Raw genomic sequence first — 15992 nt, forward strand, 5'->3', positions numbered from 1 at the left:
AAGAAGTTACGATGTATTTCAGTCGCCCTATTATTAAAAACAGCAATTCCAAATGTTAAAATCATACAGTTTGAATAGAATTTGCAGTATTTCATTACGCCTTACTTTGTCAAAGAGGAAGATACTTCCACTATTGTCGAAGCAGAACGAGATACATATTCCGGTGCATAAGCACACTGTATGATAGCTAAACCCGTTTCATATATACCTTCACGACTCACACGATAACTATGCTCGAGTACATAAACTCCTTTTACTAAATGATCGAAGAAGAAGTTGGTGGAAGCGTCTTTGATATCAATATAATAACCAAATCCATTACTCCAATTATAGCAGGAAATATTGTCAATCGGTTCAAAACATGCACCACGCTGATCTTTCAACTGAATAAAATCCATCGAACGACTAACATGAATACTCAAACGAGAAACGACTCTGTCACCCACTTGAAGAATCGTATTCTTAGTGATTAGCTGTAACTGAGTCGTATCATTTACGATACGCTCTACATACAGCTGTTTACGTACATTTAATTCTCCACCTTGTTGTTTTACATCACGAATAGGTGATTCATATTCGGCGTAAACAGCTCCCCAGGCTATACCTGCGTTTTTCTTTTCCACCTTAATGTTACGAGCATCAACTACATTCTTTTGAGTAAACGAATGCTTGATATATCCTAGTCCTGGAACAGTGGTCTTATTGGGAAAATTTGTTTCCAAAACTTTATTAGCTATTGTAATCCGCGTATCTCCCTGATTATCGAGTAAATTAGTCCCCTTCATCAGCAAAGCATAAACAGCGTCAGCACTTGCTATTGAAGAATCCCATTGCCGAATTTGTTTCTGTTTCAACAGCCAGAGTTTCATTTCTTCCACAATTGCATCGTTACCACCAGCCAATGACAAGGCTTCCATTACATCAACATGTGCCTGAACTTTCACACTACTCCAAGCATACGAACTTTCATTGAAAGCAAAGAACATACCCTGTTCATCCGTTCTTGTGAGATGTTCTTTCAGTGAAGCAATAAACTCCTGCGCTTCCTTCATTCTTCCTTCCTTAATCAATATGATTGCGGCAATAGCTTTAGTATCCATCGAAGAAGATGAAAGCAGTTCACCTACTCGTGACAAATAATGAGCATACGCTGCTCTATTGGCAACTGGAACTTCCTCTCCTGAGATAGCGATCAGATACAGATAATCCAGAATATCTCTTGAAAGACCTGTATACTTCACTCCGTTTTTCCAATTCTTAAGAAGGCTTTTATATTCTTCCAGAACAGATTGATGGAGATAGTGGAAAGCTCTTTGTTGCATTTGCAATGCAGTATCAGGCAGTTTCTCACCAGTCAGCATAGCCAGACGAGAATTTAATTTTATTATATAAGTAGAGATATAACGACTACCTTCCATACCCTTATACCACGACCAATAGCCATATTTTTGCAAACCCTTTAATCTCGACAAAGCTACACTATTATTACTACGAATATTATTCAAATCAAACAAAGTAGCTATCCGTTCTTTCTGTTGCTCTTCCGTTTGAGCTTCGAACATCCAGGGAGATTCAGAGAGAAGAATGTTTTTTACCTCCTGATTCTTTTGCAAGTTACTCAGGAAGGTTTCTTTAGTTCCACCTTGCAGTTTCCAACTATCGAATATAGCCTTTATACGTGGCTGACTATTCACAATATAGGCAGCCAATGTATTCGAGTAGTAAGCAGTAGCCCAGGAAATAGCGTTATCATCTGTAGGAAGTGCCAGTGAAGGTAATGCTTGAACAGCATACCAAGACGGATTACCTGTAAATTCAATCGTTAGTCTACGATCAGTAGCTGAGGCACAATGATGATTAAACAGACTATCAAGTGAGAAAGTACGTGTTTCTTCTCCACGAATAGGCATTGGAAGAGCCTCAACCAAATGTTCTTTATTGCTTAATACCGGAAGTAATTGTTGTTCGCCATCACTAAAGGTTCCACTATCAGCTATCATTCGACACCCTAAGACTTCGTACTTATCACTTACATTAAATAAGAAGTTCACACCGACTATCTTTCCTGCTTCTATAGTAAACTTCTGCTTCTGCGTATATATTACCTTATCCGTCATCGGATCAAAAAGAATCATGCTTACTGTTCCCGATTGAACCTTACCCGTCATATTAGAGATAGAAGCAGCAATGGAAGTCCTGTCTCCCACACGTACAAAACGCGGGAGATTCGGAATCAGCATAAACTCTTTACTCGTTGTAGCCACACTATCCAATGTGCCCAGTATCATCTCTTTGGTATGAGAATAACCCCGGAAATTCCAACGCGTCAAGCTTTCAGGCATTGTGAATGAGAAAGAAACTTCTCCCCGTTCGTTGGTACGAAGCTGTGGATAGAAAAATGCGGTTTCGGAAAGGTTGGTACGAATATTTGCTGTTGTTTCAGGTAGCATTCCTGCCTCCTCTACGGAAACATTACTATCATTCTTTGATTGTGCCGACATGAGCTTAGCAATATCTATGGTTGATGTCGCCCCTGTCATAGATATCATCTTCCGTTTTTCATAGGGTGCATAATTTATCTCATATATCATACATTCTTCAAAAGGTTCCTCCAAAGAATAAGATGACGACTGGTCTGCAAAATGATCATAAGCTATCGCCGGAACTTTAAGATAATTAGTTTTTCCTATATACTGAAACAAATTATCCTGAAAAGCATAGTGATCCCAATAAGCACTTGGTAAATTCCTTCCATAATACAAACCAAAGTTCATTCCCCTACTCCATATTTTATCTAACGAAGCATCATACATAGTTGCTAACATTTCTGCATTAGCAGCTTTACCCTGTGGAGTTTTGACTGTTAATTTCCATTCTTCTTTTTGTCCGGGACACAACCTATCACGAAATACATCCCATTTCATTGTCAGCTTTTCATTTGGTTTTCGCTTTACTAGTTTTACACTTCCTTGATGTACTTTTCCATCCTCCACCACACAAAGATTTACAACAATACCATCGCCATAATTTGACTGATAAGGATACTCAAAACGGACTATAGAATCAGATAAATTTAACTTCCTACTCTCCAGCAATCCCGTATTAGCGAACACATCCATTAGTACATAAGCATCTCTATTCGACGAACCTACATAGAATACAGCCGGATGTGTTTCATCAAACTTCGTTTCATGTTCATAAATCCATATCGGAATTTGAATCGGCGGATGTTTATCATCTTTAGAGAAAAGAACCGTATTCGCTTCAGCAGTCATTTCTTTACCTCGATTGTCTATGACAGACATTTTCAACTTATAGGCCCCAGAAGGAACGTTTTTCCAGTCTACCATCATTTCTCTGTTGGAAATGAATGTTCCTGTTATTACCGGAGTTTGCTCTAATTCATTTTTAAATTGATCCTTTACGCGATATAAACGATAGGTTCCCTCGACTTCTATTAACTGTCCATTCAAATTTTGTGTTTCAAGCACGAGTTTCACCGAATCATCCTTACAGTTCTTTTCAGCCAAAGCAACTTCTAGATTCATCGAACGACTTCCTGCTGACACTGTATAGGTAGCCGTTTGAGTCTCACCGGCTGCATTACTAACTTTTACTTTTATATCATAGCAATAGTATACCTTTTCATCTTTCTCATAATATTTGTTCCCGTCCAATCGTACCGGAATACTAAATCTACCATTCTTGTCTGTAATCACTTCACCGAAAACTATATTTCTATGATCGACAACTGTCCAAGTCTCATAAGTTGAATAACTTATACTATAGGAAACAGTAGCATTCCGTAACAAAACGCCATTATAAGTTTGTACTTTTCCTTGTACTTGAACTTCATCTCCTAATCGATAGCTATTTGGCTGCTTTTCAAAAGTAATGTCAAATGTAGGACGTTTATATTCTTCCACCCGAATGATTCGGCTTCCTGCCGGTGTAACTAACTTGAAATCACCATTCCGACAAACAGAAGGAATTATAAATTCTGTAGTAAATGAACCAAACTCATTGGTTTGCAGTATCTTCTTCCCCACTTCCTGATGATTGGCATCCTTTAAAGATACTGTATATTCTTTATTCGGAACCACATGAGCCGAATCCATCTTTTGGTTGTAAACAATTCCTTTCACATATACAGTTTGCCCGGGACGATATAAGGAACGATCAGTCAGTAATACGATATTTTCTCTTATTTTATTATCTGTATTACTCCCAAAACCTCTACCCTTGTAAATTTCTTGTTTAGGCATAGCCATATCATCGTCTTTGGTTGCTATCAGATACTTATATTCTGATTTCCAAGGAAACACGACCTCTCCTTGCAACCCGGTAGTGAATTGCTGCAAAGTTTTATCATCTTTGTCATAAAGCGTAATGCACGCATTGGGAATAGGTTGCCCCGTCTTTATATCAAGTACCACAACCTCCAATTGTTTTTCCGATATACTACGAGTCAATACCTTAAGCCTTGTCACTATCAATTCTTTCTCAACGTCTTCCACTTCAGAGTTGTCAGGAACAATACACATCCTGTACTTACCCACTTGTTCAGGAACCTTGAGTGTAAAAACAGTATCTTGGGAAAGATAATTTTCCGGACGAACGACTGAATAATGTTGCTCCGACATCAACTTCTCTGCCAGATAAAGCCGGACAGTAAAGCCATCTATATTTTTATGAGAAGCCCTGATTTTTGTCTCTCCTCCCGGAAAAGCAGCCTGTAATGCCCACACTGCCAAAGAAGGAAGTAGAATCGATTTACGAAGATTCTTCAAGTCATTCACTCTACGATATTTGGGATACAGCTGAATGGCTTCATCGCAAAGTTGCATAGCCATTGCCAATTGATTCTTTTCTATTAAATATTCGACTTCTGTCACATATATTTCGGCACAAACATCGAATGATTTATAATCCTCAATCAGTTTATTTAGTTTTGCAAGATATGGGTGCTGAACCAACCCTGCCAGTCCCTCCTTCTCATTGATAGTCAGAGAATCAATTCCATATTCATTCATGGGACGTTGGCGTTTCAAATAACTTAAGTAGGTTAATATATAACCTTCTTTATCATCCTCTCTTTGATAAACAGAAAACATGTTTTCATAAAGCCTCAGAATATTCAGTTTTATCTTTTCTTCCTCTCTAGAAAATCTCATGATTTTACTTAAAGCATCAATACTACGAAAGGCCAACAGGTGATACATATTATGATGATAATATTCACTTGTCTCACCTAATTCTACAAAAGGAGTATAACCGTAGGAAGGAGTTTTCAGCAACAATACCGAATCCTCCATCGACTTGCGAGTATGTAATTTGACGCTTTCTATGAACATTCTTTCTGTCCATTCGCGCATATCTGCCGGAACTTCTCCAACAATATCTTCCCGATCACGAAGTTGTCTCTGATTTTTTTCTACATAATCCGCATAGATTCCTGCAATCAAAGAATGTAAAATGGCGCGGTCCATGGGTATATCTGTCTGTTGAGCCCACTGCTCCAGACCTTGCAAACCAACATAAAAGCTATCAGGAACAATTATATCACGATATTTCATCCGCCACATATAGGCTTTTAGCATTTGCGGAGAATTCTTTTCTTTCTCTCCCTTCCGATAGATTACATCCGTCAGCTTTACCACAGTTTCGGGCAAACTTTTCTCTTCTGCTTGCTCCACCTGTTTCCACAATTTTTTGTAAGTCTGTGCTTGTACGCATGGGATACTTATCAGACATAGCAGTATTCCCATGCCAATCTGTCTTAGCTTCATAAATTGTGTTTTCATTGTTTTAATAAATGTCTTACTCTAGATTAACAAAGAAAAGAAATTAAATTCAGAAAATTAAGCTTTTTAGTTAAAATAATCATTGAAGTGAGAATCTCCTAGAGTTTATTTTGATTCTTCACTATGTTTAATAGGTTGTTGGTTGTCACATATTAAGAGAAAAGTTATTCTTGCCCTATTATAAACTTCCTTTTGATTAAGAGTAAACTTTCTTTTGATTAAGAGAAATCTATAATTGCAAGTTCTGTTTTTACAAATGCAACTTGCGTTTGTGTAAATGCAAGTTGCGTTTGTAAAAACAAAACTTGCGTTTATAGTTTGATTCCGATCTAAAGAAAGATTAGTATTAGAGAACAGGAAGTTTATCACTAATAGACAGTAACTTGTTTATTAATGAACATTCTTTAAAGATATAGTCATTATAGTGACAAGAGACTACACATACTATGATATATAAAAAGTGAGGATAACACTCATAAGCATTATCCTCACTTAAATAGTTTATTAATTCACTTTACAGGTTTGAAAACCTATAGCAACTCTATTTCTCAGCAGAAGAAGACACTACCACCTCCGTTGAAGCCGAATGTGAAGCATACTCCGGTGCATAAGCGCATTGTATGGTAGCCAAGCCTGTTTCATAAGTACCTTCGCGAGTGACATAATAGCTATACTCCAATACATAAGCTCCTTTTCCCAAATGATCGAAAAAGAAATTGGTAGAAGCATCTTTGATATCGACATAATAACCGATACTATTATCCCAGCGATAACCGGAAATATTGCCAACCGGTTCGAAACATGCACCACGTTGATCTTTCAACTGTACGAAGTCCATCGGACGATCAACACGAATACTCAAACGGGAAACCACTTTATCGCCTACCTGAAGGTTGGTCTTTTCTGTGACAGGCTGTAGCTGGGGTACATTATTTACGATACGCTCTACATATAATCGTTTCTCTACATTCAACGCTCCGCCCTGCTGCTTCACGTCACGAATCGGTGATTCATACTCGGCATAAGCTGCTCCCCATGCAATACCCTGATCTCGCTTTTGTACCTTAATAGTACGGGCATTGACCACGTTCTTTTGAGTAAACGAACGCTTAATGTATCCCAATCCAGGAACAGTTGTTTTACTCGGAGAAATAGTTTCCAACACTTCGTTAGCTATTGTTATCCGGACATCGCCCTGATTATCGAGAAGGTTCATTCCTTTCATCAGCAATGCATAAATCGCATCCACACTGGCTACGGGAGATTTCCATTGTTGAGTTTGCTTCTGTGCCAGTAACCAAAGTTTCATTTCTTCTACAATTGCTTCATTACCTCCAATGAGTTCCAGTGCCTCCATCACATCCACATGAGTTTGAATCTTCATGCTACCCCAATCAAACGGATTTTCATTGAAAGCAAAAGACATACCTTGTCCATCTGTCTTTGTCAAATGCTCTTTCAAGGAAGCAATGAACTCTTGTGCTTCTTTCTTACGTCCTGCCTTATCAAGCACGACAGCTGCAAGAGCTTTCATCTTCATTGAAGAAGATGGGAGCAATCCCCCCACTCTGGACAGGAAATAATCATAAGCAGCCTTGTTGGCGTCAGGAACTTTTTCGCCTGAAATCGCAATCAGATACAGATAGTCCAACATATTACCTGGAAGGCCTGTCATTTTCATCCCTGCTTTCTGCGCTTCGAGAGTAGCTTGGTATTCTTCTAAAGCTAATTTATGAAGATAGATGAAAGCATCTTGCTGCATCGCTAAAGCTAATTCGGTCGGTTTATCTCCTGTTAGCATAAACAAGCGGGCATATAATTCCATGATATAGGTAGTGACATACAAACTTCCGTTCATGCCTTTATACCACGACCATGCTCCATCACCGTTTTGCAAATTTTGCAACCTCCTCAAAGCAGCAGAGTTATTGCTGAGAATATTATTCAGATCGAACAGGGTAGCGATACGTTCTTTCTGTTGTTCTTCCGTTTGCGCTTCAAGTATCCAAGGTGATTCGGAAAGAAGGATATTCTTCACTTCCTGGTTCTTTTGCAGATTACTAAGGAACGTTTCTTTCGTCCCCCCCTGCAATTTCCAGCTATCGAATACAGCTTTGATACGAGGCTGACTATTCATGATGTAAGCAGCCAATGTATTTGCATAGTATGCATTCGCCCAGGAAATAGCATTATCATTGGTCGGAAGACTCAATGAAGGTAATGCCTGAATAGCATACCAAGACGGATTACCTGTAAATTCAATCGTCAGCTTACGGTCTGTAGCCGTTGCACTATGGTGATTGAAAAGACTATCGAGTGAGAAAGTACGAGTCTCTTCTCCGCGTATAGGCATAGGAAGAGTTTCAATCAAATGTTCTTTATTACTAAGTACGGGAATCAATTGCTGTTCACCATCACTAAACGTTCCGGTATCAGCTATCATGCGGCAACCTAAGATACTATATTGATCGTCTACAGTGAACTGGAAGTTTACACCGATTGTCGCTCCCGCCTCGACTTTAAATTCCTGTTTCTGGGTACTTACTATCTTATCCGTCATCGGATCAAAGAGAATCATGCTGACCGTTCCCGATTGCACCTTTCCTGTCATATTAGAAATAGAAGCAGCAACAGAAGTTTGATCTCCTACACGCACAAAACGCGGAAGATTGGGAACAAGCATAAATTCTTTGCTGGTTACAGTTTCTCCATCCAATGTCCCCAACATCATATTCTTTGTATGAGAATATCCGCGGAAGTTCCAACGAGTCAGACTCTCGGGCATCGTAAATGAGAAAGAAACTTCTCCTTGCTCATTGGTACGGAGTTGAGGATAGAAGAAGGCTGTTTCGGCAAGGTTGGTACGGATATCATCAGTTACCGGAGAGATGGTTTCTCCCTCTGCCTGCAATATTCCTGGAACATTTCCTGCGAGATCATCCTTTAAACTGCTGCTTCGAGTAGTTACAACCGATTCTTCGAGCACTGATCCTGTCATTTTCTTTGAAAATTTAGCTCTGTTCTGTTGTGATGGAGATGCGATTCCTCTTATCCAGAATTCCCCAACACCTTGCCCCGGCGCCGCTGGAATTGATGAGGATGGTACTATCACAAAATGATCATATTCGAATGAAGGTACTTTGAACAGTTTTTTATCCCACTCATATTCAAACCAAATAGAGGAAGTAAAATTATCCATCCAACTTATATATGGAAGATTCCGGTAATGGAACACATTGAACGTTTGCCCTTGTTTCCATATCTTGTCCAAAGAAGCGTCATACATTGTGGCAAGCATTTCTGCATCCGCACCTTTTCCTTGAGGATTCTTAATTGTCAGTTTCCATTCCTCTTTCTGCCCGGGACGTAACTTATCACGGAATACCTCCCATTTCATATCCAGTTTTTCATCCAATGAACGTTTCGACAACCCAACTCTTTCCTGATAGACTTGTCCATCCCTTACCATATATATATTTACAGCAATTCCATCACCATAACTTGCCTGATAAGGAAACTCAAATCGAGCAATGGAATCAGACAAATGCAACACCTTGCTTTCCAGCAATGCCTCGTTGCTGAATACATCCACCATCACACAAACATCTTTCTCTGATGTACCGAAATAGAATACAGCCGGATGGGTAGCGTCAAACTCAGTGTTAGTCTTAAAATACCAGTCCGGAGTCTGAATAGGCGGCCGTTTATCATGGACAGAATAAAGAATAGTACTAGTTTCCGCACTTCCTTTTCTACCCAGACTGTCTTCTGCCGATATCTTCAACACATAGGGTCCGGAAGGAATATCCTCCCAATCGAGGAATATTTCTTTATTAGAAGCAGCGGCTCCGGTGATAACCGGGGTATCTTCTAATTGCTTCATCGACTTATCTTTGGCACGATACAAACGATAGGTAACTTTTACATCAGCAAGCTGACCTTGGTTAGAAGCATAAAAATTGAGTTTGATTGGATCATCCTTACATGTTTTCGGCATTAAATATGTTCTCAAATACAAGAAAGTATCTCCTGCAGAAATGACCTTCGTAGATGTCTGTGTCTCACCTGCGGCATTTGTAACGGTTACTTCTATCAAATAACTAAAGTAATTTCCCTTACCATTATTGTATAGCGTATCACCTTCCAATTGTACCGGTATTGTAAATACTCCATCAGCACCTGTTGTCACTTCACCGGATGCTATCTGGTCATTCATTCTTAACTGCCAGAAACTGTAAGCTGAACGTTTGATGGTATATTTCACCGGAAGATCTCGTAAAAGGACACCACTATAAGATTGAACCTTCCCTTTTATCTCTGCTTTGTTTCCCAATTGATAATCTCCTTCCTGTTTCTCAAAAGTAATATCAAATGTCGGACGCTTATACTCTTCCACACGAATACTGGTTTCTCCGACTGGAGTTATTAGTCGGAAGTATCCATTCAAGCAAGCCAAAGGCAAGGTAAAGCTTGTTGTGAACGAACCGAACTCATTGGTACGCAAAGTCCGCTTACCCACTTCCTGGTTATTGTTATCTTGCAAAGAGACTGTATATTCTTTATCAGAAAGTACATGAGCAGTACCTAATTTAGATGCATACGCAATGCCTTTCACATAGACAGTTTGCCCGGGACGATATAGAGAACGATCGGTTAATAGAATAACCTTCTCCATCGTATCATTCATAACAGGAGATCTGAGAAATCCGTTTCTGATATTTTTCTTCTCCATAAAAGTATCATCCCCTTTAGTAGCTTTCAGATAGCTATACTCAGACTTCCAGGGGAATATAACTTTCCCTTCTTCATTTGTCGTAAACACCTGCAAAGCTACATCTTTATTACTGTAAAGAGTAACCTGCGCATTTGAAATAGGGTGTCCTGTTTGTGCATCCAACGTTATGACTTCGTATTGTTCTTTGGGTAATTCACTAGTCAAAACATAAAAATGAGTAACATTAAACTCTTTCTCAATTTCTTTTTTAGCACGAACATCGGGAACAACACGCATTACATACTTCCCTACTCCAGGAGCTTTGAAAGTGAAAGTTGTATCCTGCGACTGATAATTCTCTGGGCGTATCACTGAATAATGTTGTTCGGATACGAACTTCTTTTCCCGATAAATACGAATAGTAAAACCATCCAGGTTTTTATGCGAAACTTTGATCTTCATCTCTTGATTCGGGAAAGCAGTCTCCACTGTACTGACAGATAAGAAAGGAGCCAGAATTTCTTCCCGCAGATTCTTCAATGCATTGATTCTACGATAATCAGGATACAAGCGGATAGCTTCTTCACAGGTCTGCAATGCCGCAAGTGGTTGTTGCCTTTCAAGGATTAAATTAGCTTTTGCCAACAACACTTCGGCACAAATATCCAATGTTTTATAATCAGTGACCAAATTATTTAATTCTATAATATATGGATCTTCTGCCAGAACATAAGGAGCCGCTTTATCCATCAAAGGCTGGAATGAATAATTAGATTCGTATTTCCATTTCAGAAAGTTCAAAGAGGTCAGCACATACCCCTCCTTATCCCCCTTCTCCCGATAGGCAGAAAGCATATTATCATAAAGTCCGGAAATATGTTTTTTTACATTTTTCTGCTTATCCAGATACTGCACTCTCAACAAAGCTTCAATGCTACGGGAAGCCAACAAATGATACATATCATGATGATAATATTCACTCGTTTCGCCCAATTCTATAAAAGGGATGTAGGTACGTGAGGAGGTTTTAAGCAATAATACCGAATCGGACATTGCTTTCCGGATATGAGTTTGTATTGTATCAACAAATATATTCGCTGTCCAATTAAGCATATCGGCAGGAACCACTCCTACAATATCTGTTTGCTGTCGAAGGGACCATTGATTTCTTGCTGCATAATCCGCATAAATTCCGGCAAGTAGTGAATGTAGAATAGCACGATCCATGGGTTTATCTGTATGTTTTACCCATTCTTCAAGCCCTTTAAGACTAATATAAAAACTATCTGGAGTAATTCTCTCCCGGTACTTCATGCGCCACATATAGGCTTTCAGCATTTGTGGAGAGTTCTTCTCCATTTCACCTTTCCGATAGATTTTATCTGTCAGCTTTATCACAGTCTCCGGCAGGCTTTTCTTCTCAGCCTGTTCCACTTGCTTCCACAATTTGTCGAAAGTCTGCGCATGTATGCCTGAAATATATCCCAAACATAGCAACATGATCATACCAATCCGGCCTATTCTCATAATCTTTTCCTTTTTAATTCAATAGATAACCAACCTATAAATAAACAAAGTAAGGAAATAAAGTTTAATGTTTTATACTTTTTATCCTAAAAAATGAGGATAACGTCCGCAAAACGTATCCTCACTCAAAGATTACTTAGTGCACCTTATCTCACTTTTCAATTATATATCCCCATTGAAATAATTCATTACGACCAATTTCGGTGATGATTTTTATAAATAAAGAACTCATTTTCTCTGCCATAATCTTTAAACCTTATAAAATTACTAATTCCTAAAAAGCAAAAGACTGAATCTCTGAACAAGAAAGTCTTGAAAATAACTTATCCCCTAAAAATTACATCATCAACACGAGAAGCAGAGCCTTTGTTTATACCTTGAACATCAAAATGAGACATGTTTATATTTTATAGCACATTTCTTGATTTGTATCAACCGGATTAGTAATCAAGAGGTTGAATTGAATTACAACAAAGCTGATAATAGTACATATACGATAAAAGACGCAGAAAGTATATTATCTGCGCCTTTTTATCTTCTATACCTATTTATATAAATAGGATAATATAATAAAGAATTATTTGATCGGTGTCTGCTCCAAAGTAGCTACAAGAAAATCATAGAACTTTTGCACAGTCGGAATATAAGCTCTCTCGTCCGGTGAGTGCGGTGATCGCAAGGTAGGTCCAAAAGAAATCATATCCAATCCCGGAATAATAGCACCAATGATGCCACATTCCAAGCCGGCATGGATTACTTTCACAGCAGGCTCTACACCAAACTGTTGCTTATAAGAAGTTTTCATGGCATGAAGTATCGGTGAATTAATATCTGGTTGCCAACCGGAATATCCTCCCGTCATTTCAACCTTCATTCCTGCCATAGAAAAACAAGATTCGAGACTTGTAGTCAAATACTCTTTCATACTATCACTGGAACTACGGGCAAGAATCTTAATCTCAGCCTTCCCTCCACCAATGGTAATAATAGCCAGATTGGAAGAAGTTTCCACTGTGTCAGGCACGGTTGGAATCATACGTGTTACCCCATTCTGACAAGCAAAAATAGCGTCAATCAGATTATCCTGGATTTCTTCAGGTACTTCACCACCGGGAAGCTCTACCCGTTCAGCCTTAAAGCTGATAGGTGTTTCAATTGCAGAATATTCTTCATTGAAAAGATCCTCACAATATTTCACCAAGCCAAGAAGTTCTTCTTCATTCTCTGCGGGAATTGTAATAACTGCATGCGCTTCACGAGGAATGGCATTGCGCATATTACCGCCTTCCCAACTTGCCAGACGGGCTTCATAAGAAGCCACGGCTTCACGTAAGAAACGAACCAGTAGTTTGTTTGCATTCGCACGACCTTGATTAATTTCCAATCCGGAATGTCCGCCACGCAAGCCTTTCAAGGTTACTTGTATAGCAATATCTCCTTCTTCAGGAGCTACTTCTTTATATTCTAAAGCAGCAGTAACATCCATGCCGCCTGCACAACCAATATACAATTCTCCCTCATCTTCAGAATCAAGATTCAATAGAATTTCTCCGTTCAATGTTCCCGGCTTCAATCCGAAAGCACCGTACATACCAGTTTCTTCATCTTTGGTAATCAAAGCTTCCAACGGACCATGTTTCAAATCGTTCGATTCCAATACAGCCATAATAGCTGCTACCCCAAGTCCGTCGTCAGCACCCAAAGTCGTGCCTTTCGCTTTCACCCAGTCACCGTCAATATAAGTTTCAATAGGATCTTTTTCAAAGTCGTGTATTGTATCATTATTCTTTTGTGGAACCATATCCATATGCGCCTGTAGAATCACACCCTTCCGGTTTTCCATTCCCGGAGTTGCCGGTTTACGAATGATTACGTTTCCAGCTTCATCTACAAAGGATTCTAATCCCAAACCTTTCCCAAAGTTGATTAAAAATTCAGTGATCTTTTCCATGTGTCCCGATGGACGGGGAATCTGAGTCAATGAATAAAAATGCTTCCACACATTCTGCGGAGCTAAAGAAAGAATTGTACTCATAACAAATAATTTATTAAGTGATTACTTTCGCAGTCTATTGGTAAGCGGTAAGGCTACCAAACCATATATGCCCAACAAAACTACTAAAAAGGTTTGAATCCCGTGCACAATCAGGGCAAATATTCCCGCATCTGTTACATTTACTCCATAAAGCATCATCATCGAAATGATAGCAAAATGCCATGGTCCTGCCCCGTTAGGAGTAGGAACAATTACAGCAAACGTACCACCGACAAACATGACCAAGGCCGCCATGATCCCCAAATGAGCAGTAAATGAGAAACAGTAGAATGTGAAGTAGAAATGAAGAAAGTAGCACACCCAAATGGCTAATGTATAAAATATAAAAAGAGGAATATTACGCACTCCTTTTAAAGACATCACACCTTCCCAAATATTCAGAACAAAACCTTTTACCCGTTCATAAAAAAAGAGAGTTTTTCGTAACGCATAAAAAAGCACTGCCACCCCAATAAAACAAAAGAGAACAATATAGAACCATACAGAAGTGAGAAGATGAAGTAAAGAAGGGATCTTTGTTCCTGTATCATGTAGAAATGTAACAAATATAGGCATTTGCAACAAAACAGTAATTCCCGTAATCAAAAGAATTGTCAGAGTATCGACAAGTCTTTCCGTAACAACTGTACCCAATGATTTAGCAAAGGAAACATTATCATACTTTGCCAATACCCCGCAACGACTCACTTCTCCTATTCGAGGAATGACCAGACTAGCCGCATAGGATATAAAAACAGCATTTACACAATCACTCTTTTTAGGAAAAGCATCCAAAGGCTCCAAAGTCTGTCTCCATCGCCAACCCCGAAATATCTGTGCAAATACACCAAACACTAAGGAAAAGAGCATCCACCACCAGTCCGTTCCATGCAACAAGACCTCTTTAGCCTCTGCAAAATCAAAGTCTCGATAGACCCAATATAGAATAAAGCCACCTAAAACAATAGGCAATACTAGTTCCAGTGTCTTTTTTAATAGTTTCTTCATCCTTAATTCTTTATTCTTCATTTAAAAGAATTACCTTTGTCAGCTGCAAAAGTAATTATTTAGTTGGTAAATGAAATTAGTAAAGCCTAAAAAGTTTCTCGGACAGCACTTTCTAAAGGATCTGAAAGTTGCCCAGGATATTGCCGATACGGTTGATACTTTCCCCGAATTACCGATTCTGGAAGTAGGACCGGGTATGGGAGTATTGACACAGTTTCTGGTGAAGAAAGACCGTCCACTAAAAGTAGTGGAAGTAGACTATGAATCGGTGGCTTACCTTCGTGAGGCTTATCCGTCATTAGAAGATCATATCATTGAAGACGATTTCCTAAAAATGAATTTGCATCGACTGTTTGATGGGCAGCCTTTTGTGCTGACAGGTAATTACCCTTACAACATTTCCAGCCAGATATTTTTTAAGATGCTGGACAACAAAGATATCATTCCCTGTTGTACAGGAATGATTCAAAAAGAAGTAGCAGAACGAATTGCTGCGGGACCGGGCAGTAAAACATACGGTATCCTAAGCGTATTGATACAGGCTTGGTATAAAGTAGAATATTTATTTACTGTAAGTGAACATGTATTCAATCCACCTCCTAAGGTGAAAAGTGCAGTCATCCGCATGACTCGCAACGAAACAAAAGAGTTGGGATGCAATGAGAAACTATTCAAGCAAGTAGTGAAAACAACTTTCAATCAGCGACGTAAGACATTACGTAATTCCATCAAACCGATTCTTGGCAAAGATTGTCCTTTGACGGAAGATGTAGTATTCAACAAACGTCCTGAACAACTATCAGTAGAAGAATTCATCAAGCTGACCAATCGGGTGGAAGCTGCTTTAATAGCATCAAACACTCCGGAGGCAAATTCTTAATTCTCCATTTTTAATTCTTGATTG

Annotated in this window: 5 protein-coding genes; 1 reads left to right on the forward strand and 4 read right to left on the reverse strand. The window is 39.0% G+C overall.

The window, feature by feature from the left end:
- Positions 1-101: 101 nt before the first annotated feature.
- The 4 genes from CZ225_RS20235 to CZ225_RS20250 all read right to left on the reverse strand — a co-directional run bounded on the left by CZ225_RS20235 (position 102) and on the right by CZ225_RS20250 (position 15088).
- Positions 102-5789 (reverse strand): alpha-2-macroglobulin family protein, encoded by a 5688-nt coding sequence (locus CZ225_RS20235; RefSeq protein ID WP_077155912.1) that lies wholly within the window; start codon positions 5787-5789, stop codon positions 102-104.
- Between the two features lie 556 nt (positions 5790-6345).
- Positions 6346-12045 carry an alpha-2-macroglobulin family protein gene (locus CZ225_RS20240; protein ID WP_077155237.1) on the reverse strand — a complete coding sequence of 1900 codons (5700 nt, stop codon included), beginning with the start codon at positions 12043-12045 and terminating at the stop codon, positions 6346-6348.
- Between the two features lie 577 nt (positions 12046-12622).
- Entirely contained in the window at positions 12623-14080 is a 1458-nt protein-coding gene (locus CZ225_RS20245) for an aminoacyl-histidine dipeptidase (protein ID WP_077155238.1), read from the reverse strand.
- Positions 14081-14101: 21 nt separating this feature from the next.
- Entirely contained in the window at positions 14102-15088 is a 987-nt protein-coding gene (locus CZ225_RS20250) for a lysylphosphatidylglycerol synthase transmembrane domain-containing protein (RefSeq protein WP_077155239.1), read from the reverse strand.
- A gap of 70 nt (positions 15089-15158) precedes the next feature.
- On the opposite strand from CZ225_RS20250, the gene rsmA reads away from it, so the two are divergent.
- Positions 15159-15968, forward strand: coding sequence for a 16S rRNA (adenine(1518)-N(6)/adenine(1519)-N(6))-dimethyltransferase RsmA (rsmA, locus tag CZ225_RS20255; protein WP_077155240.1), 810 nt, complete (start codon positions 15159-15161; stop codon positions 15966-15968).
- Positions 15969-15992: the final 24 nt, after the last annotated feature.

This window comes from Bacteroides bouchesdurhonensis (assembly GCF_900155865.1).
GTDB classification, from domain to species: Bacteria; Bacteroidota; Bacteroidia; order Bacteroidales; family Bacteroidaceae; genus Bacteroides; species Bacteroides bouchesdurhonensis.

Coding starts and splice junctions, on each gene's coding strand:
- CZ225_RS20245 (WP_077155238.1), bottom strand. CDS start 14,080: ATGAGTACAATTCTTTCTTTAGCTCCGCAGAATGTGTGGAAGCATTTT.
- rsmA (WP_077155240.1), top strand. CDS start 15,159: ATGAAATTAGTAAAGCCTAAAAAGTTTCTCGGACAGCACTTTCTAAAG.
- CZ225_RS20240 (WP_077155237.1), bottom strand. CDS start 12,045: ATGAGAATAGGCCGGATTGGTATGATCATGTTGCTATGTTTGGGATAT.
- CZ225_RS20250 (WP_077155239.1), bottom strand. CDS start 15,088: ATGAAGAAACTATTAAAAAAGACACTGGAACTAGTATTGCCTATTGTT.
- CZ225_RS20235 (WP_077155912.1), bottom strand. CDS start 5,789: ATGAAGCTAAGACAGATTGGCATGGGAATACTGCTATGTCTGATAAGT.